The sequence below is a fragment of the Kitasatospora sp. NPDC001664 genome (assembly GCF_053596675.1).
Genome location: NZ_JBSFGS010000006.1, coordinates 99,927 through 123,764 on the forward strand (window position 1 = coordinate 99,927; position 23,838 = coordinate 123,764).

Below are 23,838 nucleotides of genomic sequence, written 5' to 3' on the forward strand. Positions count from 1 at the left end.
GGACCGCTCAGGCCCGCGGTGCCGCAGTGCTCCCGCGGGGCGTCAGCTGCGGAGCGGCGTCCTCGTAACCCTCGCCCTTCCCGCCCGCGATCAGCGCCAGCAGAGTCCGGGCGGCGTGCGCGCCGTAGGCGTGGATGTCCCGGGTCAGCGCGGTGAGCGGAGGCCGGACCACCTGGACCAGCGGGGAGTCGTCCCAGGCGACGATCGACAGGTCCCCGGGCACCTGGAGCCCCATCTCCTGGGCGACCGACAGACCGGCCACCGCCGTCATGTCGTTGTCGTAGAGGATCGCGGTGGGCCGGTCGGGGGAGAGCAGCAGGCGCCGTGTCGCCCGTGCGCCCTCCAGGCCGGTGTAGTCGGTGTGGACGACCGGAACGGCCTCCAGCCCGAGCTCCCCGCACACGGTCGTGAAGGCCGCGTCGCGCAGCGAGGTGTGCACCAGGCCCGTGAGCCCGGCCACCCGGCCGACCCGCCGGTGACCCAGCGCCGCCAGGTACTCCAGCGTCTCGCGGACCGCCGCGGAATCGTCCGACCACACCGGGGTCAGGCCGCCGGAGCCGGACGGGTGACCGATCACGACCGTCGGCAGGCCGATCTCCTCCAGGACCGGCACGCGGGCGTCGTCCTCCCGCAGGTCGACCAGGATCGCGCCGTCGATCTGCCGCTCGCCCCACCACCGCCGGTAAGCCTCCAGCCCCCGCTCGTGGTCGGCGACCACCTGCAGCGCCAGCGAGTAGGACGCCTCGGACAGGACGTTCTCGATCCCGCCGATGAGCTCCATGAAGAACGGCTCGGTCCCCAGCATCCGGGCCGGCCGCGCCAGCGCCAGGCCCACCGCGGAGGACTTCGCGCCGCTCAGCGCCCGGGCGGCACTGTTGCGCACGAACCCGATCTCCTCCGCGACCTCCGCGATCCGGGCCCGTGTCGCCTCCGAGACGCCCGACTGGCCGTTGAGCGCATTGGAGACGGAGACCTTCGACACGCCGACGATCTTGGCGATGTCGGCGATTGTGGGCCGCCGCGCGGCCGGACTCTGCTGCGGGGACACCTGATCCACGAGGACCCTTCTGAACCGATGAGGCAGACCTTGCGCCCCCAAGCTACTACGGGCCCGGCCGTCCGCAGTAGCCAACCCCGGACATGGATCGGAACCGGTTAACTGGCTATTGACAGTGATGAGAGGGCGGTCATAGCGTTCCCGGCGTTAATCGGTTAATCCAGCGGTTCGCGGAGCACGTTCGAGGCGACTGCCCCGGTGCGGCCCTGCCTCCGGGACCTCCGGCACCCGATCCGCGCACCGCCCGGCCCGCCAGTTGCCGGCCTGGGGCCCTTGGCGTCGCGCGCCGCGCACTCCCGCCCGCTGCTCCGGGCCCGCACCGATTCCCCCGACGACCAGCGCGAAGGACGAGCGAATGCGCACAGGATGGGTGGCCGTCGCCGTCGCGACGGCGATGCTGCTGACGGCCTGCGGTAGCGACGGCGACGGCGCCTCGCCCCCCGACGGCGGCGACACCCGCGTCTCCGGCGAGATCAAGGTCCTGACCAACCGCGTCGACCAACTCTCGGACGGGACGCTCAAGAAGTACGCGGACCGGTTCCGGAAGGCGTACCCGGACGTCAGGGTGCGGTTCGAGGCCCTCACCGACTACGAGGGCGGGATCGGCGTCCGGTTGGACAGTGGCGACTACGGCGACGTGCTGCTGATCCCCAACAGCATGACCCTCAGTCAGTATCCGGCCCACTTCGCGTCCCTCGGCTCCGCGGACGAGCTCGCGCAGACCTTCGACTTCACCGAGTACGCCACGGTGGCACACCAGGTGTACGGCCTGGCGAACATCGGCATTGCCACCGGCTTCGTCTACAACAAGGTCGTCTGGGAGCAGGCCGGCGTCACCGAGTGGCCGCAGACCCCCGAGCAGTTCATCGACGCCCTCAAGGCCATCAAAGCGAAGACCCAGGCCATCCCCTACTACACCAATTACCACGACGGATGGCCGCTGCGGCAATGGTCCGACCACATCGGCGGCCCGGGATGCAACAACTCCGCCCGGGACGCCCTCGCTGCCACCCCGGACCCCTGGAGCCCGGGCAGGGACCTCCACGCCATCGACGGCCTGCTCTACAGCGCCGCCCGCGAGAAGTTGACCGAGCCCGATCCCACCGCCACCGACTGGGAGAACTCCAAGACCCTGATGGGCACCGGGAAGATCGGTGCGATGTTCCTCGGCTCCTGGGCGATCCCGCAGATGCAGAAGGCCGCCAAGGCCGCCGGCCACAACCCCGACGACATCGCCTACATGCCGTTCCCGGCTCTGTCCAAGTCCCACTTCTGCACCGTCGTCCAGCCCGACTACAAGTACGCGGTGAGCGCGCGCTCCAAGAACAAGGCCGCCGCGCGGGCCTGGATCGACTGGTATCTGACCAAGTCGGGCAGCGCCCAGGCGGAGCAGGCCATCTCCACGGTCAAGGGCACCCCGCTGCCGCCGGCCCTCAAGGCCTTCGACGAACGCGGGGTGCGCATCATGACGCAGACCCAGGACAAGGCGGCCCTGGTGAGCGAGATCGACAAGGACGCCCGGATCGGACTGAGCTCGCCCGACTACCGCCGCAAGCTGGTCGACATCGCCCGCGGCGCGGCCCCAGGGGACCAGGCAGGCTACTTCGCCGACCTCAACAAGCGCTGGGCCCAGTCCCAGCGAAGGCTCGGGCGCTGACTCCCGCCTCCCGCGCCCGGCCCTTCATGAACCGGTAAAGATATGACCCTCGCGACCGGCCAGCTATCGGATGCTCGATGGGTCAATCCGGGGTCAGGGCATGCTCTCACAAGGGGTGTTCGCGTTTAGTTGAGCTCGCAAGCTTGGCCTAACCGGTTTATAGACAAGAGTGGTGCGGCGGGCTACGGTTGCTCCCGCCAGCCCCGGAACCACCCCGCAGCGAATGGAGCCGCACGATGAAGGACGTCACCCAGCTCGACCAGGGCTGGACCCTGCACCACGCGGGGAACCAGCTGCCCGCCGTCGTGCCCGGCTGCGTCCACACCGACCTGCTCGCCGCCGGCCTCATCCCGGACCCGTTCCTGGAGACCAACGAGACCAAGGTCGCCTGGGTCGGCCGCCAGGACTGGACCTACACCCTGGACCTGCCCGCCCACGGCACCCCGCACGAGCGCACCGACCTGGTCTTCGACGGCCTCGACACCGCCGCCACCATCACCTACGGCGGAACCGAACTCGGCAACACCCGCAACATGCACCGCAGTTACCGCTTCGACGCCACCGGCCTGACCGGCGAGCTGGCGGTCCACTTCACCAGCGCCTACCGCGAGGCCGAGCGCGTGCGCGCCCTGGTCGGAGACCGCCCCAACGTCTACCCCGAGCCCTTCCAGTACATCCGCAAGATGGCCAGCAGCTTCGGCTGGGACTGGGGCCCGACCCTGCCCACCGCTGGCATCTGGCGGCCCGTCAGGATCGAGCGGTGGAGCACCGCCCGCCTGGCCCGCGTCCGCCCCCACACCACCGTCACCGGCACCACCGGCACCGTCGAACTCCACCTCGACCTCGAACGCACCGCCACCGGCGCCGACCGCGAGCTCACGGCCACCGCCACCATCGGCGAGCACACCGCCACTGTCACCGTTCCGGCCGGCCAGGACACCGCCGTCTTCGTCCTGGAGGTCCCCGACGCCACCCTCTGGTGGCCGCGCGGCTACGGCGACCAGGCCCTCCATGACCTCGACGTCACGCTCGCCGACGCACAGGGCCCGCTCGACACCTGGCAGCGCCGCATCGGCTTCCGCACCGTCGAACTCGACACCTCCACCGACGAACACGGCAGTGGCTTCACCCTGGTCGTCAACGGCGTCCGCCTCTTCGTCCGCGGCGTCAACTGGATCCCCGACGACACCCTGGTCACCCGGGTCACCCCCGAACGCTACAAGGCACGCCTCACCCGCGCCGCCGAGGCCAACATCGACCTCGTGCGGATCTGGGGCGGCGGCATCTACGAGAACGAAGCCTTCTACGACACCTGCGACGAACTCGGCCTGATGGTCTGGCAGGACTTCCTCTTCGCCTGCGCCGCCTACCCCGAGGAGCAGCCCCTGCGCGGCGAGATCGAGGCCGAGGCCCGCGAGAACGTCGCCCGCCTCATGCCCCACCCCTCCCTCGTGCTGTGGAACGGCAACAACGAGAACCTCTGGGGCTTCCGCGACTGGGGCTGGGAGGAGGACCTCGCCACCGACTCCTGGGGCGAGGGCTACTACCTCGGCATCCTGCCCCGCATCGTCGCCGAACTCGACCCCACCCGCCCCTACACGGCCGGCAGCCCCTGGTCCGGCAGCTGGGACCACCACCCCAACGACGTCGACCACGGCACCCACCACTCCTGGGAGGTGTGGAACCGTCAGGACTACGCCGAGTACCGCGCCACCGTCCCCCGCTTCGTCGCCGAGTTCGGCTGGCAGGCCCCGCCCGCCCACGCCACCCTGCGCCGCGCCCTGCCCACCGAGGAGCTCGCAGCCGACTCGCCCGGCATGCTCCACCACCAGAAGGCCGAGGACGGCAACGGCAAGCTCGACGGCGGCGTCGCCCGCCACTTCGACCTCCCCGCCGACTTCGACCGCTGGCACTACCTCACCCAGGTCGTCCAGGCCCGAGCCGTCTCCGCCGGCATCGAACACTGGCGCTCCCACTGGCCCCGCTGCGCGGGCACCGTCGTCTGGCAGCTCAACGACTGCTGGCCCGTCTCCTCCTGGGCCGCCATCGACGGCGACGGCCGCCTCAAGCCCCTCTGGTACGAACTGCGCCGCGTCTTCGCCGACCGGCTCGTCACCCTCCAGCCGAACGCCGACGACGAGGCCACCCCCACCCTCGCCCTCGCCAACCAAGCGGCCCAGCCCTGGAACACCGTCGTCACCCTGCGCCGGGTCTCCGCCGACGGCACCACCACCACGACCACCGACATCCCGGTGACCGTCGAAGCCCGCTCGGTGCTGCGCCTGCCCGTACCGGGTGCGCTGACCCCGGCGGCCGGCTCGACCAAGGAGTTCCTGGCCGCCGACGCCGACGGCCTGCGCGCGGTGCACTTCCCGGTGACCGACAAGGAATTCGACTACGGGCAGCCCGAGTTCGACGTCACCGTCGAGCCGGTCGACGGTGACGACAGCGCCCTCGACGTCGTCGTCACCGCCCACACCCTCGTCCGTGACCTGCTCCTGCAAGCGGACCGGCTGGCACCCGACGCGGTCGCCGACCAGGGCCTGCTGACGCTGCTCGCCGGGGAGCAGGCCCGGATCCGGATCACCGGCGCACCCGGTACCGACGCCGACACCGCCCGCACCGCCCTGTACTGCGTCCAGCCCGCGTGACTGGCTCCGCCTAGCACACCGCCGGTAGCGGCGTGATCGAGCGGACCGCCGCCGGACCGAAGACGGTTCGCTGCCGCCGGGTGCCCACCGCCCGGCGGCAGCGAACCGCCCCGCCGTACCCGGCTCGGTTCCCCACACCCCGACAACCGACCCGCAGGACGGAGACATGCCCCAGCTGACCGCCCTTCACATCTACCCCGTCAAATCGACCTACCGCCACAGCCCGGACACCGTCGAGGTCCAACCGTGGGGCCTCGCCGGAGACCGCCGCTGGATGCTCGCCGACCCGACCGGCCGGGCGGTGACCCAGCACCGCGACCCCGCCCTCGCCCGGTACCGCACCGAGCCGCACCCCGACGGCTCACTGACCGTCATCGACCCCGCAGGCGCGCACATCCGAGTTCCGCCACCGGACGTCCACGCGGGCCCGGCAGCGCAGGGCATCCTCTTCGGGACCGGCTTCCCCACGGTGGAGACCACCACGGAGGTCCAAGCGTGGTTCCGCGAGCGCCTCGGCGATGTCCGCCTGCTGCACCTGGCCGCCCCCGCCACCAGCCGGATGATCCATCTCGATGAAGGATCACCTGACGCCAGCACCAGCATGGTCGACGGCTACCCGGTGCACCTGACGACCACCGCATCACTGGCCGCCCTCAACCACCATCTCGCCCAGGACCACCCGACGTCAGAGCCGCAGGCCGGGCCGCTGCCGATGAGCCGCTTCCGCCCCAACCTCGTCGTCACCGGCACCGAACCGTGGGAGGAGGACACCTGGCACCGGATCAAGGTGGGCGACGTAGTCCTCCGCACCGCCGAACTGTGCGGACGGTGCGTGGTGATCACCCTCGACCAGGAGACCGGAGAACGCCGAGGGGCCCGCCCACTCCGCGCGCTCGCGCGCCACCACCGGTACGGCAGCACGCTCGCTTTCGGACTGAGCATGGTCCCGGAACGGCCCGAGGGCCTGCGCGGCGACCGCCTGGGCACCGTGCGGCTCGGCGACGAGATCACAGTCCTGGCGACACGACCACGAGCACACGGCCCAACAGGACAGACCGAGCACGCGGACCGGGACACCACGACCCGCTGAGGTCATGTTCGGCCCACAACCGATCAGCTCCCCGGACAGCGAACCAAAGCCTCGGGCGACTGCCCGCGGCGCCCGTGGTGATCCCATCCCAGACCCCAAGAGGTCCTGCCCACACGTCCATCGGACTGCGGGGCCCGACCGCAGCCCGACGGAGCATCGGCCGCCCTAGGTCACTCTCCGTATCTGCCGTGCGGGCGCCTCGGCCGATCAGGCCGTCAGCCCTGGCCGTCTGCTGCAGGCCACCGCAGGTGTTTGTACCAAGCCCAGTGCTCGCACTTGGGCGCAAGTCAAGGGATCGCCGCAGGCCAGCGGCGGTTTCGGGGGAGTGGTGGTCGGGTTGTGGTCGTGCCCCTGGACCGTCATGAGCGGGCGGAGCAGGATGGGGATTGCCGCTCACCGGACCGCTGCCTGTAGGTGATCGTCATGCGTGCCCACCTCGCGGTGGGACGTGTCTACCGCCGCTGCGGCTGCCGCGACCAGCAGCGCCACCAGCTCGGCACCCACTGCCCCCGCCTCACCACCGAACCCTCCCACGGAACCTGGACGTTCGCCCTCGACCTCCCACCAGCCGTCCACGGCGGTCACAACCGCACCGTGCGCCGCGGCGGCTTCCCCACCGAGGGCGATGCCCGGGATGCGCTTCGCCGCTACCAGTCCGGCCGCAAGCTCGGCGTCAGCGTCGACCCGAACCAGACGGTGGCCGAGTACCTGACCACCTGGCTGGCCGGAAAGAAGCTGCAGCTCAAGCCCACCACCTGGGTGCGCTACCGCGACTACGTGACCAAGGACCTGATCCCCGCCTTCGGGAACCTGCGCCTGGACGACCTCGCCTACGAGCACCTGCTCGCCTACGTCCGCGCCCAACTCGCCGCCGGCCGGGGCCGGTCCACCGTCTGGCACATCCTCGCCACCCTCTCCTCCGCACTCGGCGAGGCCAAGCGCACCCACCGCCTGCCCGCCAACGTCGCCAGGCCCACGATCATCCCCCGCCCCCACTCGGAGGAGCGCACGATCTGGACCGTCGCCCAGGTGGTCACCTTCCTCCAGTACTGCCGCGTCGTGGACCCGAAGTTCGCGGACCTGATCGAGCTGATCGTCTGCTCCGGACTGCGCAAGGGCGAAGCCCTCGCCCTCCACTGGCACGACGTCCTCCTCCACCCCGCCCTCATCTACGTCCGCTGGACCCTGTCCGCCATCGACAACAACCAGCTCTGCATGACCACCCCCAAGACGGCGGCCAGTCGCCAGTGGGTCGCCCTCTCACCCCGCGCCCGACAGCTCCTGCTCCGCCTGCGCAAGGAAGCCGACCGCGCCACCCTCGACGGCTTCGTCTTCCACCACGACGACGGCAGCCCCCTGCACCCCGAGTACGTCCTCAACCACTTCCACCAGATCGCCCGCGCCGCGGGCCTGCCCGACTGCACCGTCCACGACCTGCGCCACTTCGCCGTCACCACCGCCCTCGACGAAGGCGTCGAGATGACCATCGTCTCCAAGACCGCCCGGCACTCCACCTACTCCACCACCGCCAACATCTACGCCCACCTCACCCGCAAGGCCGCCCACCAAGCCGTCGACGCCATCGCAGGCGCCCTCAAACGCGAAGAACGACGCCGCAACCGCCGACGGAGGACCAGGGGAACAGCGGGCGGCCAACCGACGCAGCATCAGACCCGCTTTGGACGAGCCGCGTGAACACCCATCAGTGACCGAGGACCGCAGCAGTACCGCACACGAGGGCGGTGACAATCAGCGACGGAGGGGGAGGGAAGCTCCAGCGATGGGCCGAGCGGGGCCGATCAGACATGCCCAGGTCCGTTCGGACTGAGGCGGAGCACAAGCCAACTGACGATCCATCAGCTCACCCTCGGGACTGCACGAGACGGCCCCGCCAGGGGAACGACCACCTGACGACCACCAACACGACAAAGCCGCCTCCACATTGCTGTGAAGACGGCTTCCGACCTGCGTAAACGCTGGTCGGGACGACAGGATTTGAACCTGCGACCCCTTGACCCCCAGGGTGACGACGTTTCCACAGGTCAGAGCCATCTTGACGCACGCCACGACGTTCGGGTGAGCTGGTGTTGCTCGTAGCCGCGCACAGCGCGTGGTCCCGCGCTGGTCCCGCCGTTGGGGTCTGTTGCATCGTGCGCTGCCGCCCTGGACTGGGGCGAGCCGGCAGATCTACAGTCCGCCGAGCGGACTACCGCTGACGTGCGGTCAGTCGGTGGCCCGCCTGCCGTGGTCCGCCGCTGGTCCGGATCATGGCAAACAAGCCTGGCTCAACCAGTCGGCCTCTTCGTCCCGAATCAACGTGGGTGTCTGCCTGGCGTGGGGTCAAGCTGCCGCTGACCTGCGCACACAGTCCCCGAGCGTCCGTGGTTGTCCGCCGAAGTAAAGGGCCGTTGTAGCGCAGATAGACGCTCAGTCCTGTGCGGGCAGCTGACTTGATGGCGGGGCGACGTCAATAAGCTCGAGCTTCAGGGGCGCCAGCCCCGACCGCCTCTGCCAGGGAACGCCGGGTTGCCAGCCCCTGCGCCCCGACCTAGCGCCCAATGAGCGCTTGCCAGCGGGGTCGATGACCGAGAAGATTCAAGATCACATCTGTCATCATCCGAGATTGCCTAGTCGCAGTACCTTGAGCACCTCTACGATTCGACGGAAGCAGCTCGTCTGGACAGAGGTGACCATGGCGATTAACGTGCGCCAAAATGAGACCAAAAGCATCGACCTTCTTAAGGCTAGCTCTGTTGCTTACAGGAGGATCAAAATGCTTGAAGGGGCAAGATACCTTGCCTCTTCTCTGCTTGCTCTCGCTGGAATTGGGGTATCGTTTGCGAAAATCACTGTCCCGGCGATATCAATTGCTGGCGCAGTGTGGGCTGCGATTTCCGCTCTTTTGATTGCGCCACTGCTTCGAACCAAGGCGGCGGAAGCTGCCGAGATTCAAGAAAAGTTTGATTGCTACGTGTATCAGATTAAGCCGTCTGCCAATCCTGGAATCCTGCCGCCAGAGCGGGTTCACGAGCTAGCCTCTCGATACAAGGGTAATGATCAAAGGCTTCGAGACTGGTATCCGGATGTAGCGTCAGCAAAGCGCCCCTTTGATATCTTGATCTGCCAAAGATCGAATGCGGCGTGGGATATCAGGCTGCGAGAGCGTTGGGCCGTTGCGATTAGGGTTTTTGTTGCCGCGTGGATGATTTTCGGGTTCATTGTTGGGATGGCCATGGATATGACCACTTCTCAGCTTGCGGCGCGCTGGTATGCGCCTTCAGCGGGCCTCATCCTTCTCGGATTCGAGCTCATTCACTCACAGCAACAAATTATCCTTGGCCGTAGTGAGCTGCGCGCGAGACTGACCGCAGAGCTCGAATGGATGAGCTCCGCGATAACGAGCAGCCGCACCAAATCGCTAGAGCGCAGTTGCCGATCGATCCAGGACGGCATCCTTGCCACGCGTTCCCAGGCTGGGTCAGTTCCAGACTGGTTCTATAGGCGCTTTCGCCCTGGTGATCAAGCGGCGATGGACTCGGCTGCTGGCGAGATAGTGTCTGGCGGCTAGGTGTCAAGCGGCCGGAAAGTAGCTACCGAACAGGAGGCGCCACTGTTCTATGGCCCGGAACATGTCGCCAGAGGCAGCGTACTGCTCCGCGCGCATTGCTCGCCCGAGAGCTGTCTTGAGGCGCGACTCTGCCTCGACGTAGTGCCTCTCGCTGTTGAGATAATAAGCGACATCAGTACCGTATCCGGCAGGGTCGGGAACTTGATATCGGATGGTTGAGAATGCCTTGTCGAAGAAGAATCTAATGGCCGTCCAGTCGTTGTTCATTTTAACGCCTCTGAAGATCTCCCATGCGAGAACCTCTAGATGGAATGATCTGAAGTGGCGGTCGATGTTCCTGTTCCATGCCTTGATCATTTTGATGACTGGCACCAGGCTGCCGCCATGAGCTGAGTTCTGCTGAGAGCTGTGAGACTCATGAATACGCGGATCGGTTGCGATGAATTTTCCGATCCCTCCGGAGGGGATTAGAAATCCGCCTCCGTTTCTATGGAAGGCTGGAACGACATCAATGATGAAGTCGTCGAATGTAATGGTAATGGCCTGGCCGTTCCTGCTGACTTTTGGGGTTGTGTAGGCCTTGAGGAGCGTATTTCGCATCAGGTCAAGAACTGCATTCGCGCCGCGATCATAATATTTCGGGTCGAGTACGGTGAAGATGTCGACGTCTGCCTGCTTGAGTGGACGGATTAGCGTGTGCCGAGCGTAGGACCCTGTCAAGAAGTCACTCAGAACATCGATCCTAGAGGAAACTTCTTGGCGGACTCTATTGTGTCGAGCGGAAACGATACTGCCCTGAATTTCTGTTAGCTCAAGCCGTGATCGAAAGTCCGCAAAAATTGCTGCCGCACTGCGCGCCATTGAAGCCTCCCAGCGGTTGCGCTTGGCTCGATCGCCTCACACTAGCGACTTCGGGCGTTGTAAGTGTAGAAGTTGCCCTAAATTAGGCAGACGAAGCTCTCGGCCGTGAGTCTGCGCAACTTGTGCAGTCAGGGTGGTGGAGCGGTTTTGGCCGGGGTCCTGTCGGGGGTGGGTCCGAGCAGGATCGGGGGGCCGTAAGCTGACCCGCGAATCGGGCAGGCTCCTCGCCTGCCCGCAATCTGGCCGAGTGGCCCCCCGGTCTTGCTCGGTGCGGGCCCCGGGCTCGACAGGTGGGTAAAACCGCGGAGCCGCCCGCCCTCAGGCACGGCGGGCTTGGCCCACCTCGGATCGTCCGTCGCCTGGCGCGGCCGGCCGCCGCCGAAGCGGGGCGAAGACAGGAGCGGCGGCGAGCGGCTGGGGCCGCGCGCGGCGCGCTTGCGCGCCCTTGAAGCTGTGGAGAGGATCTTTCCGCGCCCCAGGAGCTCGGCTGCCGAACGGCGTGCATCGCAGAACGAGGGTGGACTCGATCGAGTCCACCCTCGTTGGAGCGAAGAGCCGGAGATTCCGGAGTGACCGTCAGTCTGCCTGAATGAGGCGGCTGGTGTATCCGCTGGACACCAGTCGGTGGTAGGCCCCGAGGACCTCGGCGGGTACCTGCTGGCTGATCGTGAACCCCTGCTTTGGGTAGACGAGGAGGCGTTGGAGGGCGCCGACGAGCATGTCGATGACCTTCCGGTCGTCTCCGATGGAGGTGAGGTACTGGTCGAAGGTCTGCGTGGTAGACGTGCTGACGACGTCCACCTCGGGCCAGAGCTTCCGGGTGGTCGCGTAGGCTCGCCGCTCCTCGTACGGCTTGCTGACCAGCAGCACGGATGAGACTTCGACGCCGGCTTGTTCCAGCAGCTCCCGCGAGAACCGGATGTTGTCGCCGGTGTTGCGGGCCTGCGGCTCGACCAAGACGGCGGAGCCGGGCACCCCGAGTTCGAGGGCCCGCTCCCGGTAGTGGACGGCTTCGCCGCGCGGCATGACCGCCTGAGTCGTGGGGCTCGTCGCCCCGGTGAAGAGAATGAGCGGTACGAGGCCCCGGTGGTACAGGTCGGCGGTGGCGTCGGCGACGCCGAGGTCATGGCTGCCGAGACCCACGGCCACGGAGCACGGGCGCGGCTCGTGGTGCATCTGGTGGTAGTCCCAGATGATCTGAGCGTCTGCGAGGTCCTGTTGCGACGTCACTTGCCCACCTTCTCCGCCTGGCTGGAGTCGGGCACCTCGAAGTCGTACCGCCAGGCGAACCGCGATGCGGCGTGCACACCGACGGCGAACTCGACCACGGTGCCGTCGGCGGTGTACGTCGTCCGGTGCAGCTCCACGACCGGCTCGCCGGAGGGGAGTTGGAGGAGCTTCACCTCCTCGGGGGTGGCCGCCCGGGCGAACAGCTCCTCCCGCATGTGGTCGATCTCGAAGCCGGCGTCGTAGAGCACCCGGAAGCCGCCGCCACGGCCGGCCGGTCCGGGAGTCGGGTCCACCAAGATTGTCCCCTCAACGTGCTCGGGCCTGTAGTAGCTGGTCAGGGTGTGCGTGGGCTGTTCGCCTTCCTTGACGAGCCGTGCCCGCGCGTACACCGGGGAGTCGGCCGGCAGGCCGTGCGCCGCGGCGACAAGAGCCGGTGCGGCTATGCGCTCGACGGTCTGGGTCTGCTCGTTCCGCTGGTAGGCCCGCCCGGAAGCGACCCGGTCGGCGATGAAGGCTACCTCTTCACCGTGGAGCCACTTGGCCTTGTCGTACCGCTCGATCCCGATCCGCTTGAGCGGGGCCTGAGGGCGCACGATGGTGCCGTGCCCTCGGATCGAGGTGACGAGGCCCTCGGCACCCAGCGCCTTGTACGCCTGGCTGACGGTCGCCTTCGAGCCCTTGCCCGCCGCGACCTGGTCCCGGATCTCCGGCAGCTTCTGCCCGGGCTTGTAGTCACCGTTCCGGATCTGCTCGGCCAGCTCGTCCGCCAGCTCTCTCCATTTGGCCGCCATGTCGGCTCCTTTCCGCAGGACAAGTGAAGCACAGTCCTAGGACTGTTGACAGCTTCGGTCCGGGTGATGCATCGTCTTCCTCAGCGGCAAGCAGTCCTAGGACTGTGAGTCCGAAAGGCCCTTCTTTGGGCTGCTCTGATCTGCGCAAACGCGCCTGGAGGTCGGCTTCACGGCTGGCTGAAGGCAGCGCTCGTTGCTTGAGAACTGAAGAGTGATCGTGCGAGACCGACGCGAGGGTGGCGGTCGCGGTAGGCGCCTAGGCCGAGATGCCGGGGGCGAACCGCCGTGACGAACGCAGCCCTCCCCTTACGCAGTGGCGTGCCGCTCCTTCGGGAGTGTGGGGAAGGACAGCGGGGTCTCGATGCACGTGGCGGGATGAGACAGACCGCCCCCGTGGTGACCGGGTGATGTCGCAGCGGCAGCGAGCCACGCAGCACGCCCCGGGAGTGGGTGTGAGCCGCCTGTTGGCGCCAGAGCAGTGACGATGGCGCACCGATTCAGGGACTCGGGTCCGGTCGGCGTGACGTACGCGGTCGGCGAAGTCCCTTCGCTACGAGCACTTTTGGTCCCCGGTCCGCTTCCGCTTCCGCTTCGGCGGTGGCGGGCCGGGCCCATGACTGCTCGTCACGAGCTGTCAGGCCCAGACAGAGCGAGACCGCCGCGCCTTCCTTGGCCGGGCGCGCGGCGGTCTCTTGGGTCACCCCACTAGCAGAAGAGGTAGACCCATGAGGAACATCATCGCAGGTCAACGCGCCCTCGGTGACCAGGAGTTCGCGGAGCTGGCGCTCGGCGTGGACGAGGAGCTGTTCACCGGCGTGCCGGGCGAGTCCGAGATGGAGCGGAAGCTGCGGCTGGACGTGGCGCTGGCGGTGTTGGAGGACCTGCGGCGCGAGGACTTCGAGCTGGCCGCCTACGCGGAGCGGCTGCTGCGCTCGGCCCCGGTGCCGCTGATGCGCCGCGGTGTCGTCCGTCGGCGCTCGGCTGCGGAGTTCGGGGAGGCGGCGTGAGCGCCGCTCAGGTTCAGGCCGACGAGGGGCTGCGCCGGGCCGGTCGCAACGACGCCGGAACCGGCCGGTGGCTGGAGAAGGTGGCCGTGTTGAGGGAGCGGGACTGGTCGGCGCTCACCGCGCTCACGGCCGCTCACCCGGCGCTCACCAACGACCCGCGCCGCAAGGTCGGGTGGTCGTCGTGAGGGTTCCGGTGACGGCGGATCAGGTCCGCTCGGCCGAGCGGGCGCTGACCGCCGGGACGTGGACGATCACGTTCGGGGCGGTCCTGTACAGCGTGCTCACGGTGACCCCGCTGATGCGCGCCCACACCCCCGACGGGTGGTCGTGGACCGCGCCGATCCTGCCGCTGGTGGTGGACGCGGCGGTGGTGATCGTGACCCGGATGGACGCGGTCCTGGCCCGCCTGGGCGGGGACGGCGGGCGGTGGCCGGTGGTGCTGCGCTGGCTGACCGGCACCATGACGTTGCTGCTCAACATCGGTGACTCGGCCCTCAAGCGGGACGCGGTCGGGGTCGCGGTTCACTCGGTGGCGCCGCTGCTGCTGATCGTCACCGCGGAGAGCGCGCTCGCCTACCGGCGGGCGATCGGTGCCGCGCTGGTAGCGCGAGCGGAGGCTGAGCGCGCTGAGCGGGCGGAGCGCGAACAGCGCGCCGAGCAGAAGCGCCAGCGCGAGCGGGCCGAGCGGCTGGAGCAGTTCGACGCGGCCGAGAGGCGTGAGCGTGAGCGCCGCGAGCATGAGGCCCGGCTGGTCCGTGAACAGCGTGAGCACGAGCACCAGATGGCCCGCGCCGAACGTGAGGAGCAGGAGTGCCGGGAGGCCGCCCAGCGGGCGGAGCGGGACCGGCGGGAGGCGGCCGAGCGGGCCGAGCGTGAGCGTCGTGAGCGCGAGGTGAGCGAGCGTGAGCACCGTGAGCACGTGATGCTGGAGCGGGTCCGGGAGGAGCTGCTGAACGCCGCTCCGGCGGTTGAGCAGCTGCCGGAGGAGCGGGCTCGGGAGATCGTCCGGGCCGCCGTCGCCGTGCAGCTCCCGCAGCGCCGGGCGATGGAGCTGACCGGCTGGTCGGCCGGGTGGATTGCCGCCCGCTACAAGGAAGCCCGTGTCACCGACGGCGCCTCGCCCGCCCTGCTGGCGCTCGGCGCCGGCGCGACCCTGCGGTGACCCGCCGACAGTCCGCCCCGGACGCCGAGTCCGGGGCCGGCCTCCTGCCGGTCCACCGGTGGAAGTGCGCGCCGGATGGCCTGTGCACCCGCCGCCAGCTCCGCGCCCGCGGCCTTCGCCCCGGGGGCCAGCCGGTCGCGGCGGTCGTGAGGTGGCGGTCCCGGTTCGGTGGCACCGCCGAGGCTCACCTTTACCGGCCCGAACTCGCGGCGCCTGTCCGGGAGATGACCCCGGGCCGACGTACGGCGCTGGCGGCCGCGAACCGGGCCCGGCGCACCTGCCCCGCCTGCGGCGCCGATGCCGGGTACGTGCTGCCCCGCCACCTGGGCACCTGCGTGCCCTGCGCGGACCCCGCCGACATCGCGGTCTGAATGTCCAACACCCCTGATCTTGAAGGAGTTTGCTGTGAAGTCCCTGCACTACCTGATCACGCTCCAGTGGCCCATCGACCGGGGCTTTGCCACGGTCACCCGGGATGGAGTGCTCACCGCCCCGCCCGGCGCCACCCGTCAGCAGGCCGTGATCAGCGTCCTGGACGCCGTCCGCCAGCAGACCGGCGCCCCGGACGGCGCCTCCGTCATGTTCCTCAGCCTGGCGCCCAACACCCTCTGACCAGTACCGGAACGGAGCACATCGTGAGCCTGCCCGTGATCGAGATCGTCAGCTTCGGCTACCTGCACGGCGCCCCGCCCGAGGGCGCCCACCTGACGCTGGACCTGCGCACCCACTTCCGCGACCCCCACGTGAACCCGGAACTGCGGGAGATGACCGCACGCGACGAGCCGGTGAAGGCCTCGGTGATGGCCACCGCCGGAATCCGGGAGATGGTCACCGCGTTCGCGCTCGCGGTCCTGGCGTTCAGCGCCGGGCCGGCGGACGCACCGTTGCTGATCGCGGTCGGCTGTGCGGGCGGCCGGCACCGCGCGCCGGTCGTCGTGGATGCGCTCGCTGACGAGCTCGGCCTCCTCGGCTTCACCCCGGCCCTGACCCACCGGGACCTGGAGATGCCGATCGTCGTGCGCTGAGTGCCCGGGGCGGCCGCCTACGCCTGGCAGCTTGCCGGCTGCCCCGGGCTCCAGATGTCCCTTCGAGAGACCTGGAGTTGCATCATGTCCGATGCCCCGACCGTGGTCGAGGTCACCACCGCCGCACCACCCCCCAATGCTCCTGCCACTGCCGCCCCGGCTCCGGCCGGGCAGTCGTTCCCGGGCATGCCGCTGGCGGTGGCCGCCGCGAACGCCGCCGCCGGTCTCGCCTCTGGCGCGGTGGTCGCCGGGCCCCTGCCGCTGGCCGCCGCCGGAGCCGCCGCCACCGCAGCCGCGGGGATCGCCGCACTCCGCCGCCGAACCGGCCGCTCCCGGCACGGCACCCTGCCGTTCGGCGCCGGCCACCGCGCCCGCCACGCCGCCGGCACCGCCCTGCGGGGTGGCGGCTCCTACGGTCCGACTTCGGCCGGGCGCCGGGCCGCCGGGTACGGCTCGGTTCCGGCCCAGTCCTCCCGCCACTCCAACGCCCCGGGACGGAGCACCGCCGTGTTCGAGCAGGGCACCACCACCTCCCACCGACCGCAGAGCCGCACCGGCGTCGCGAACTCCGGCTACGGCCCGGCCGGTTCGACCCGACGTGAACGCCCCGGGCGCTCCGGCCATCGTCTGTCCGGCCGGAACCCGGCTGGTGGCATCGTCAGCTGGGGCTCCGATCGCCAGGCCAGTCCGGTCTCCTCGTCCGGTAGCCGTCCGCACCGGGCCGCATCCTCCGGTGCCGGGCGCCTGACCGGTGACCGGGGCGGGCGGGAACGGGCGGAGCTGCGGCAGCAGAAGCGGGCCGCCCGGCAGCAGGCCCGCCTCAACAAGGGTCTGGCGCGGGCCGAGCGCCGCGCCGGCATCACCCCCGCCAACGCCTCCGGTGGGAGGGCCGGGAGGACCAGTCGGCAGGCTCCCATCGCGGGTGGGTTGACGGCTGATCAGCACAAGCGGCTCAAGCGCTCCGCCGCCCGGTACCGGGCCAGGATGGCCGGTGCCGTCCTGGCCACGGCCGGGGTCGGCGCGCTGTCGGCGCTGGTGGGCAACTGGCGCCACCGGGGGATGGTGTCTTCCCACATGCGCCGCACCTGGGGCCGCCTGTCCTCCCGGGCCCGCGCCGCCCGCGAGCGCCGTGACGCCGCGATCCTCGGCGGTGGCACCGACGCCCCCGGTACTCCGGCCGGAGCGGCGGCGGTGCCGGTTCCGGCGGAGAACGTCAACTGGCCCGCCGCGCACCGCCCCACCGGCTCCGACCAGCCCGGCGCCGTCCCCGGCGCGACCGGAGCGGCTACGTCCCCGATCACCCTGGGCAAGTCCACCGTGAAGGAGTTCACCGTGTCCGACCAGCAGTCCGGTTCGACCGTCCCCGCCTTCTCCCTCTCCTCCGCCGCCGACGTCCTGCTCCAGGCCGCGGCCACCTTCGACCCGGAGCAGATGACCGAGTTCGAGCAGCTCATCACCGACCTGCCCGTCGCCTACGGCGCCCTCCAGGAGGCCCTGCGGGTGCTCACCGAGCTGGCCATGGAGCGCCTGCCGGTGGAGCCGGTCGTGGTGGAGGAGATCGGCGAGGGCTACCGCGCGATGAGCAAGGTCGTGCAGGCGCTGGAGGAGGTCGCCCCGACCTACCGCCGCGCCCACCAGGTCGACATCGACCGCACCGAGAACCCCCGCAACGGCCTGGAGGCCGAGCGGAAGTGGAACGTCTGAACAGGCAAGACACCAACCCCGCACCGCAGTTGGCCGGGCCGTCCACACCCTGTGGGCGGCCCGGCGCCGTCTTCGCCCCGGGAGGGCCACCACGATGACTTCACTCACCAAGAACAACCGCACCCGCCGCACCGGCACGCCGGGGCTGATGGACCGGGTGGACTGGCAGGCCGGCCACGGCCCGCTGACCGGCACCCTCAACTCCGTCTCCGGCGCGCTGGCCGCCGCGAGCCTGGGCCACGCCACCGGAATGCCCCCCGGGTGGGCGCTCGCGGCTGGTGCAGCCGGGGCGCTGGCCACCGGATTCGCCTCCGCGCGGCGCCGCCTGACCACCGCCACCCTCACCTTCCGCACCGCGTGCTGGCTCACCGCCGGCGGCTGGACCTCCTGGGCCATCGCCAACGAGGGTCCGTGGCACTGGCCGCAGGTCGGGGCGCTCGCCGTCGCCGGGATCGCGGGTGGTTGCCTGGCCCCGGTGCTGGCCGGGCACGAGGAGATCGAGCAGGAGGCCCGCCGCCACCTGCTGCTGATCGGCGCCCGCCGCCAACTGGCCGCCGAGTGGACCGACCGCATCCAGCGCGTGTGCAACGTCGCCGTCACCATCCTCGGCATCGAGCACTGGCCCTCGGGTGCCGGCTACACCCTGGAGGTCGAGCTGCCCGAGGGCGGCACCACCCGACGGGCCATCACCGGCTGCGCCGAGGGCCTGGGTTCGGACCTGGATCTTCCCGAGGGCTGTGGCCTCCAGGTCATGCCCGGCGTCTCCCGTCGGCGGGTGCTGATCCTGGTGACCACCCAGTCCCTGGCCGGGATCGAACTGCCCTTCCCGGTCGCCGAGATGGCCACGGTCACCACCGTGAACAACCCGCTCCCCGTCGCGCTGCTCTCGGACGGGGCGCGGGCGGAGCTGGACCTGCGGCAAGCCTCCACCATCGCCACCGGCCCCACCGGCTCCGGCAAGACCAACTGGCTCCACACCCTCATCGCCCTGCTCAACCAGACCAACGACACGCTGGTGTGGGTGATCGACCTCAACGGCGGCTCGATCGGCCTGCCGTGGCTCAACGCCTGGCACGACGCCCAGACCGACCGACCAGGCGCCCGCTGGACCAAGGACCAGATCCCGGTGCCGGGCGTGGACTGGGTCGCCTCCACCCCGGCCGAGGCCAAGAAGTTGCTCGGCGCCGCGGTGCGCATCGCCAAGCACCGCAAGGTCGCCTACCAGGACGCGATGCGTGACGCCAACGACGACAAGCTCCCCGTCGGCCCCACGCTGCCGGAGATCGTCATCGTCATGGACGAGGGCGCCGAAGCCGCGGCCAACCGCGAGGCCCGCGCCGTCCTGGCCGGCGTCTCAGAGGTCGTCCGCATCGCGCGGGCGATGGCGATCCGCGCCGTCGTCTCCGTCCTGCGCGTCACCTCCGACGTCATGCCCGACCCTCTGGTGCGCAAGATGGCCTCCAACCGCGTGGCCACCGGCGCCTACGAGGACTCCGAACTCGGCCACCTCTTCGGCTGGCGCGCCCTGAGCGCCGAGGACTCGTTCTCCGGGCCGGGCTCGCTGCTGGTCGGCACCGACGGCAAGCAGCCCGCCAAGGCTCGCCAGTACCGGATCACCCCGGGCCAGATCGAGGAGGTCTGCGCGCTCACCGCCGCACGCCGCCCGGCCCTGGACGGTCCCTCGCTGGAGGCCGCGGGCACCGACTACACCGACCGCTGGACCCTCCCGCGCTGCGGCCACCTGTGGAACACCCCCACCGATACCGCCACCGCACCGGCCGCCCCTGGCGCCGCGGCCAACTCCGCCTCGGCCAGTGCCAGTCCGGCTCCGTCCGAGCGGCGGTGGCGGGCCACCGCCGGATGGGACACCCCCCAGGACGGGCCGGTGGACGAGCTGGAGAGCATCTGGCTCCTGCCCCCCGCCGAGGAGCCCTCGTCGGCCACCGCGACCGACTGGTCCGACCCCGCCACCTGGACCAGCGGCCGCGAGGAGCCCGCACCGGTCGAGGAGCCCGGGGCGAAGGACGCGGCCCTCGCGTTGCTGCTCGCTGCCGGGCCCGAGGGCACCGGCGCCTCCGCCATGGAGCGCGCCCTGAAGGACAGCTACGGCACCCGCCGCCCGGTCCTGCAGAACTGGCTCAAGGCGTGGGTCGAGAGCGGCGAGGCCGTCCGCGTCGGAGAGGGCAGCAAGACCCGTTACGTCCACCGCCGGCACGCCACCGGCCAGTAGCCGGCACCCGACGCCTGTCACCTGTCCCACCGCCCCGGCATAGGGGTGCCCAGAGCGTTCCGAAACCTGAAATCCCCCCTTTGACCTGCGGATTACAGGTGACAGACAGGTGACAGGCGACAGGTGACAGACAGGCCCGGTGACAGGCCGGATGACAGGCACCGCAGCCCCGCCCGGGCCACACCGGGCGGGGCTCCTCACTCTCTCGCTCAGCCTCCGGAAAGAGGTCCCATCGTGATCGTTTCCATCAGCGCCGTCCTGCTCTTCGGGGCCATCAGCGTCCTTCAGATACGGGCCCGCGCCGTGTCTGTGCCCACCGCGTTCGCGCTCGTCTCCACCGGCTTCTTCCTCGCCTCCACCGGCGCCGCCGGACCCATCCGCACCTTCTTCGACGCCCTCCTGCACGCCATCTCCTCCGCCAGCTGACCTGGCCTCACCGAGCCCGAAGGAGAACCGACATGGACCACACCACCCACCACGCGCCCGCCGGCCCGGTCTACCTCACGGCCGACGGGTACCAGCTGGTGCCGGCCGGTCAGAGCGTCTACCTGCCGGGCCCGGCACCGCGGCTGGTCCCGGTGCACCGGCCGCACGTGATCCACCCGGCCGCCGTCCATCAGCCGGTGCCGTACCCGGCCGAGAGCGGGCGGGACCCCTGGCCCGCCCGGTTGCTGTGCGGAGGGGTCGGCATTGGCGCCGCCGGCGCCGGTCTCGGCTTCCTCCTCCAGGCCGTCGCCGCAGCCACCACCGGCCTCGGCCTCATCGCCGCCTCACTCGCCCTGCTCTGGCTCATCAAGAACCAGCACGGCGGCGGCAGTTCGGGCCGGGGTGCGGTGAACGTGCACGTCAACGTCTCCAACCGCAACCGCTGACCGGAAGGGGAGCCCGCGTGACCACCGTCATCGCTCCGCCGTTCAACGCCCGCCCTGCCGCTGACTGGCTGCCCGCCCGGCCCTGGAACGGCATGGTCGTCCTGGACGCGTTCTGCTGTCAGGGTGGCGCCGGCATGGGCTACCACCTCGCCGGATACCGCGTCCTCGGTATTGACCAGGCTGAACAGCACCGCTACCCCTTCGAGTTCGTGCAGGGGGACGCGGTCGCGTTCATCGCCGAGTACGGGCACCTCTTCGGCCTGGTCCACGCCTCGCCGCCGTGCCAGCGCTACACCCGCTGCCAGAAGATCCGCCAGCGCGAGCATCCCGACCTAATCGCCCCCACCCGCACCGCCCTCGAAGCCACCGGGCGGCCGTGGGTGATCGAGAACGTGGAGGAGGCCCGGGAGGAACTCCGGAACCCGGTGATGCTCTGCGGGGCCGCGTTCGGCCTGCGGACCTACCGCCACCGCCTGTTCGAGACCGGCGGCGGACTCCGGCTCACCCCGCCCGCGCACCCGGAGCACACCGCCCGCACCGCCAAGATGGGCCGCCCCGTCGGCGAGGGCGAGTTCATGCACGTCGTCGGCAACTTCTCGAACGTCCCCCTCGCCCGGAGCGAAGCCGTGATGGGCATGCCGTGGGCCACCCGGGACGGCCTGCGCGAGGCGATCCCGCCCGCGTACACCGAACTGATCGGCCGCCAAGCCCTCGCCCAGCTGACGGCTTCCCTCTGCTAGCTGGTTCTCTCTGCTGGCGGGCCGGGCTGTCTGTCAGGTGGTGCCGCGGTGGATGTCCCAGTGCTCGGCGAGGAACCGGATGTGGTCCTTGCCGAGTTCGGCGAGGACCTTCTGCTGGTGCAGCGGGGCGTAGGTCTCGTACGCGAGCAGCTCCGCGGCCAGGTCCATGGTGTGCGTGACCGGGTGCACCGCGATGAAGCCCATGTCGAAGAGGCGGTGGACGTCGCGCCGCAGCAGCAGTCCGGCGCCGGCGTTGTGCTTGCCGGTGGCGGCGTAGCTGTAGAGGTGGGCTGCTTCGAGGACGGCCTTGGGTGCGGGGCCGGTGAAGGCGCAGTTGTCCTTGTAGCGCTCCAGCAGGGCGGTGCGGAAGGCGCCTTGGCCGATCCGGACCCGCGCGGTGCTGGTGCGGTGGCCGCCGACGAGTTCGAGGGTCGCCTCGGTGACGGTGACCGCGGCCTCCACGCCGGTGGTCGCCTCGATGGCGGCCTTCAACTTGGCCCACTCCATGCGGCGCATGGACAGCTGCGACTTGGGTGAGTCGCACAGCGCCCGCAGCTGATTCCCGGTCAGGGCGCCGGGCATGGCCTGCCAGCCAGCGGCATGGTTCGAGCGGTAGGTCATGACCTGCTCAGTGCGGGAGTTGGCCTCGTCGAACTCGGCGCCGCACTGGTTGCACAGGTAAGTCGGGGTCTTCTTCTTCCGGCCCTTGAAGTCAGCCTTGCCGCAGGTCGGGCAGGTGTAGCGCAGCTTGGGTGCCCGCTTGGTGTCGATGCTTTCGATCACCGAGATGCCGATCAGGCTCTTGGCGTCCCACAGGACGATGACGTCGCCCTTGTTCAGGTTGCCGTGGTTGGGGACGGTCTCGTCCCAGCTGTAGTGGCTGGCCGGATCGTCATCGTAGCCATCGTTACCGCCGTGCGAACGGTCGTCCCCCAGCGCCAGCACCAACCACGCAGTCCCCGCCACCGTGCTCTCCTCCTGCCGCACCTTCACCGTGCCACGGCCTGGTGCCCGCAGCACGGCCAACCTAGCCGACCGTTCGGACACTCCCCTTGGGGCCAGCCCGCGACAGGGGTCCTCTCCTCTCCTTCAACTGCCATGGAGGTTCTGTGCTTCAGCCCCCGGCACGCTGCTGCAACACACACAGCCGCGGCGTGAGCACTCCGCCCGGAGCTCCCGGCTGCTGACCGCCGTACGGCGGCTCCCCTCACCACCCACCCCGCCGGGTGGGTGGTGAGGGGAGCTGGACCGTCCAGCCCACAGCCCGAGGAGCAACTTCGTGGACACCGCATTCAGCGTCTCCCAGCACACCGGCGACCGCACCCACCAGGCCGACGCCACCGCCCACCACCACAACCCGATCACCGGCCACACCGCGTGGGTCCTGCTGGACGGGATCGGCGACCGCGAGCACACCGCCACCTGGACCCCCGGCGCCGCCCGCGCCCTGGCCGCCACCGCCGCCGGCCTCGGTGACCCCGCCGAGGCGATCTGCCTCGCCCGTCCCGTCCTCCGCGCCGAGCGCGCCCACCTCGACCACCCCGAGGACTGGCCCGCCGACGCCGCCGCGATCGTCGCCGTCCTGGCCACCACCGGCATCCTGCACGTTGGCTGGGCCGGTGACTGCCGCGGCTACACCGTCGAACGCGGCCGGGCCACCCTGCTCACGCTCGACCACAACGAGGCCGCCGACCAGCGCCGCAGGGGCCAGGCCCCCGAGCCCGACGCGCACGACCACCTCACCAGCTCGCTGTGCCACCTGAACGGCGAGATCGGCCACATGAAGGTGCACCTCGGCCCCTACCCCGGCACCCGCCGCCTGGTCCTGCTCTCCGACGGCGTCTACCTCCCGCACGAGAGCGCCGGCACCCTCGACGCCGGTGCCCTGCCCGCTTCCGCCGGGCACGCCCGCTCCTTCCCCGCCCCGGTCCTCGCCGGTACCGCCGAGCACGTCGCCGACCAGCTCACCGCCCTGGCCATCAAGGCCGCCGGTCCCGGCGCCGACAACGCCACCGCGATGGTCATCGACCTGACCCTCTGACCAGGGCGGGGCCGTGGCGCTGCTCGACTGGCGCGACGCCAGTCACTTCGACCGGACCCGGGACCTGCCGTGCCGCTGGTGCGGCAGGCCCACCCCGCTCCGCGACGACCAGCGCAGGCCCTCCCACAAGGTCTGCGCCGAAGCCAACCCCA

General features: G+C 70.1%; 22 protein-coding genes. 17 read left to right on the forward strand and 5 right to left on the reverse strand.

What is annotated here, in order from left to right; all coding sequences use genetic code 11:
• Positions 1-7: 7 nt before the first annotated feature.
• Positions 8-1,048 carry a LacI family DNA-binding transcriptional regulator gene (locus ACWCYY_RS10820; protein WP_449795892.1) on the reverse strand — a complete coding sequence of 347 codons (1,041 nt, stop codon included), beginning with the start codon at positions 1,046-1,048 and terminating at the stop codon, positions 8-10.
• Between the two features lie 364 nt (positions 1,049-1,412).
• Here ACWCYY_RS10820 and ACWCYY_RS10825 point away from each other — a divergent pair, with 364 nt between their 5' ends.
• The 5 genes from ACWCYY_RS10825 (at position 1,413) to ACWCYY_RS10845 (ending at position 10,023) form a co-directional block, all read left to right on the forward strand.
• Positions 1,413-2,714 (forward strand): ABC transporter substrate-binding protein, encoded by a 1,302-nt coding sequence (locus ACWCYY_RS10825; RefSeq protein ID WP_449795706.1) that lies wholly within the window; start codon positions 1,413-1,415, stop codon positions 2,712-2,714.
• Positions 2,715-2,950: 236 nt separating this feature from the next.
• The gene (locus ACWCYY_RS10830; protein ID WP_449795707.1) at positions 2,951-5,365 is read left to right on the forward strand and encodes a glycoside hydrolase family 2 protein; all 2,415 of its coding nucleotides are present in this window, start codon (positions 2,951-2,953) and stop codon (positions 5,363-5,365) included.
• A gap of 166 nt (positions 5,366-5,531) precedes the next feature.
• Positions 5,532-6,455 (forward strand): MOSC domain-containing protein, encoded by a 924-nt coding sequence (locus tag ACWCYY_RS10835; protein ID WP_449795708.1) that lies wholly within the window; start codon positions 5,532-5,534, stop codon positions 6,453-6,455.
• A 423-nt stretch (positions 6,456-6,878) separates the two neighbouring features.
• Positions 6,879-8,150, forward strand: coding sequence for a tyrosine-type recombinase/integrase (locus ACWCYY_RS10840; protein ID WP_449795709.1), 1,272 nt, complete (start codon positions 6,879-6,881; stop codon positions 8,148-8,150).
• 997 nt (positions 8,151-9,147) lie between these two features.
• Complete coding sequence (locus ACWCYY_RS10845; protein WP_449795710.1) at positions 9,148-10,023, forward strand: S-4TM family putative pore-forming effector; 876 nt, start codon at positions 9,148-9,150, stop codon at positions 10,021-10,023.
• Positions 10,024-10,026: 3 nt separating this feature from the next.
• Here ACWCYY_RS10845 and ACWCYY_RS10850 read toward each other — a convergent pair whose 3' ends face one another.
• From ACWCYY_RS10850 to ACWCYY_RS10860, 3 genes are all read right to left on the reverse strand, one after another.
• Positions 10,027-10,884, reverse strand: coding sequence for a CBASS oligonucleotide cyclase (locus ACWCYY_RS10850; protein WP_449795711.1), 858 nt, complete (start codon positions 10,882-10,884; stop codon positions 10,027-10,029).
• A gap of 576 nt (positions 10,885-11,460) precedes the next feature.
• Positions 11,461-12,114, reverse strand: coding sequence for a YdcF family protein (locus tag ACWCYY_RS10855; RefSeq protein WP_449795712.1), 654 nt, complete (start codon positions 12,112-12,114; stop codon positions 11,461-11,463).
• Positions 12,111-12,905 (reverse strand): GntR family transcriptional regulator, encoded by a 795-nt coding sequence (locus ACWCYY_RS10860; RefSeq protein WP_449795713.1) that lies wholly within the window; start codon positions 12,903-12,905, stop codon positions 12,111-12,113. The genes ACWCYY_RS10855 and ACWCYY_RS10860 overlap by 4 nt, the downstream gene beginning before the upstream one ends.
• 725 nt (positions 12,906-13,630) lie before the next feature.
• On the opposite strand from ACWCYY_RS10860, the gene ACWCYY_RS10865 reads away from it, so the two are divergent.
• From ACWCYY_RS10865 to ACWCYY_RS10915, 11 genes are all read left to right on the forward strand, one after another.
• Positions 13,631-13,912, forward strand: a complete 282-nt coding sequence (locus ACWCYY_RS10865) for a hypothetical protein (RefSeq protein ID WP_449795714.1) — start codon at positions 13,631-13,633, stop codon at positions 13,910-13,912.
• Positions 13,909-14,097 (forward strand): hypothetical protein, encoded by a 189-nt coding sequence (locus ACWCYY_RS10870; protein ID WP_449795715.1) that lies wholly within the window; start codon positions 13,909-13,911, stop codon positions 14,095-14,097. Before ACWCYY_RS10865 ends, ACWCYY_RS10870 begins: the two co-directional genes overlap by 4 nt.
• Before the next feature lie 8 nt (positions 14,098-14,105).
• Complete coding sequence (locus tag ACWCYY_RS10875) at positions 14,106-15,074, forward strand: DUF2637 domain-containing protein (protein ID WP_449795716.1); 969 nt, start codon at positions 14,106-14,108, stop codon at positions 15,072-15,074.
• Entirely contained in the window at positions 15,071-15,445 is a 375-nt protein-coding gene (locus ACWCYY_RS10880; RefSeq protein WP_449795717.1) for an RRQRL motif-containing zinc-binding protein, read from the forward strand. Before ACWCYY_RS10875 ends, ACWCYY_RS10880 begins: the two co-directional genes overlap by 4 nt.
• A 34-nt stretch (positions 15,446-15,479) precedes the next feature.
• Positions 15,480-15,686: a hypothetical protein gene (locus ACWCYY_RS10885; protein WP_449795718.1), complete on the forward strand. Its 207-nt coding sequence runs from the start codon at positions 15,480-15,482 to the stop codon at positions 15,684-15,686.
• A 23-nt stretch (positions 15,687-15,709) separates the two neighbouring features.
• Positions 15,710-16,099, forward strand: a complete 390-nt coding sequence (locus tag ACWCYY_RS10890; RefSeq protein WP_449795719.1) for a RapZ C-terminal domain-containing protein — start codon at positions 15,710-15,712, stop codon at positions 16,097-16,099.
• 84 nt (positions 16,100-16,183) lie between these two features.
• Entirely contained in the window at positions 16,184-17,803 is a 1,620-nt protein-coding gene (locus ACWCYY_RS10895) for a hypothetical protein (protein WP_449795720.1), read from the forward strand.
• A 94-nt stretch (positions 17,804-17,897) separates the two neighbouring features.
• Complete coding sequence (locus ACWCYY_RS10900; RefSeq protein ID WP_449795721.1) at positions 17,898-20,033, forward strand: hypothetical protein; 2,136 nt, start codon at positions 17,898-17,900, stop codon at positions 20,031-20,033.
• A 234-nt stretch (positions 20,034-20,267) separates the two neighbouring features.
• Positions 20,268-20,459: a hypothetical protein gene (locus ACWCYY_RS10905; protein ID WP_449795722.1), complete on the forward strand. Its 192-nt coding sequence runs from the start codon at positions 20,268-20,270 to the stop codon at positions 20,457-20,459.
• A gap of 32 nt (positions 20,460-20,491) precedes the next feature.
• Entirely contained in the window at positions 20,492-20,905 is a 414-nt protein-coding gene (locus ACWCYY_RS10910; protein WP_449795723.1) for a hypothetical protein, read from the forward strand.
• A gap of 92 nt (positions 20,906-20,997) precedes the next feature.
• Positions 20,998-21,645, forward strand: a complete 648-nt coding sequence (locus ACWCYY_RS10915; protein ID WP_449795893.1) for an SAM-dependent methyltransferase — start codon at positions 20,998-21,000, stop codon at positions 21,643-21,645.
• A gap of 33 nt (positions 21,646-21,678) precedes the next feature.
• Here ACWCYY_RS10915 and ACWCYY_RS10920 read toward each other — a convergent pair whose 3' ends face one another.
• Positions 21,679-22,611, reverse strand: coding sequence for an HNH endonuclease (locus ACWCYY_RS10920; protein WP_449795724.1), 933 nt, complete (start codon positions 22,609-22,611; stop codon positions 21,679-21,681).
• A 313-nt stretch (positions 22,612-22,924) separates the two neighbouring features.
• On the opposite strand from ACWCYY_RS10920, the gene ACWCYY_RS10925 reads away from it, so the two are divergent.
• Positions 22,925-23,686 (forward strand): hypothetical protein, encoded by a 762-nt coding sequence (locus tag ACWCYY_RS10925; protein WP_449795725.1) that lies wholly within the window; start codon positions 22,925-22,927, stop codon positions 23,684-23,686.
• Positions 23,687-23,838 lie beyond the last annotated feature (152 nt).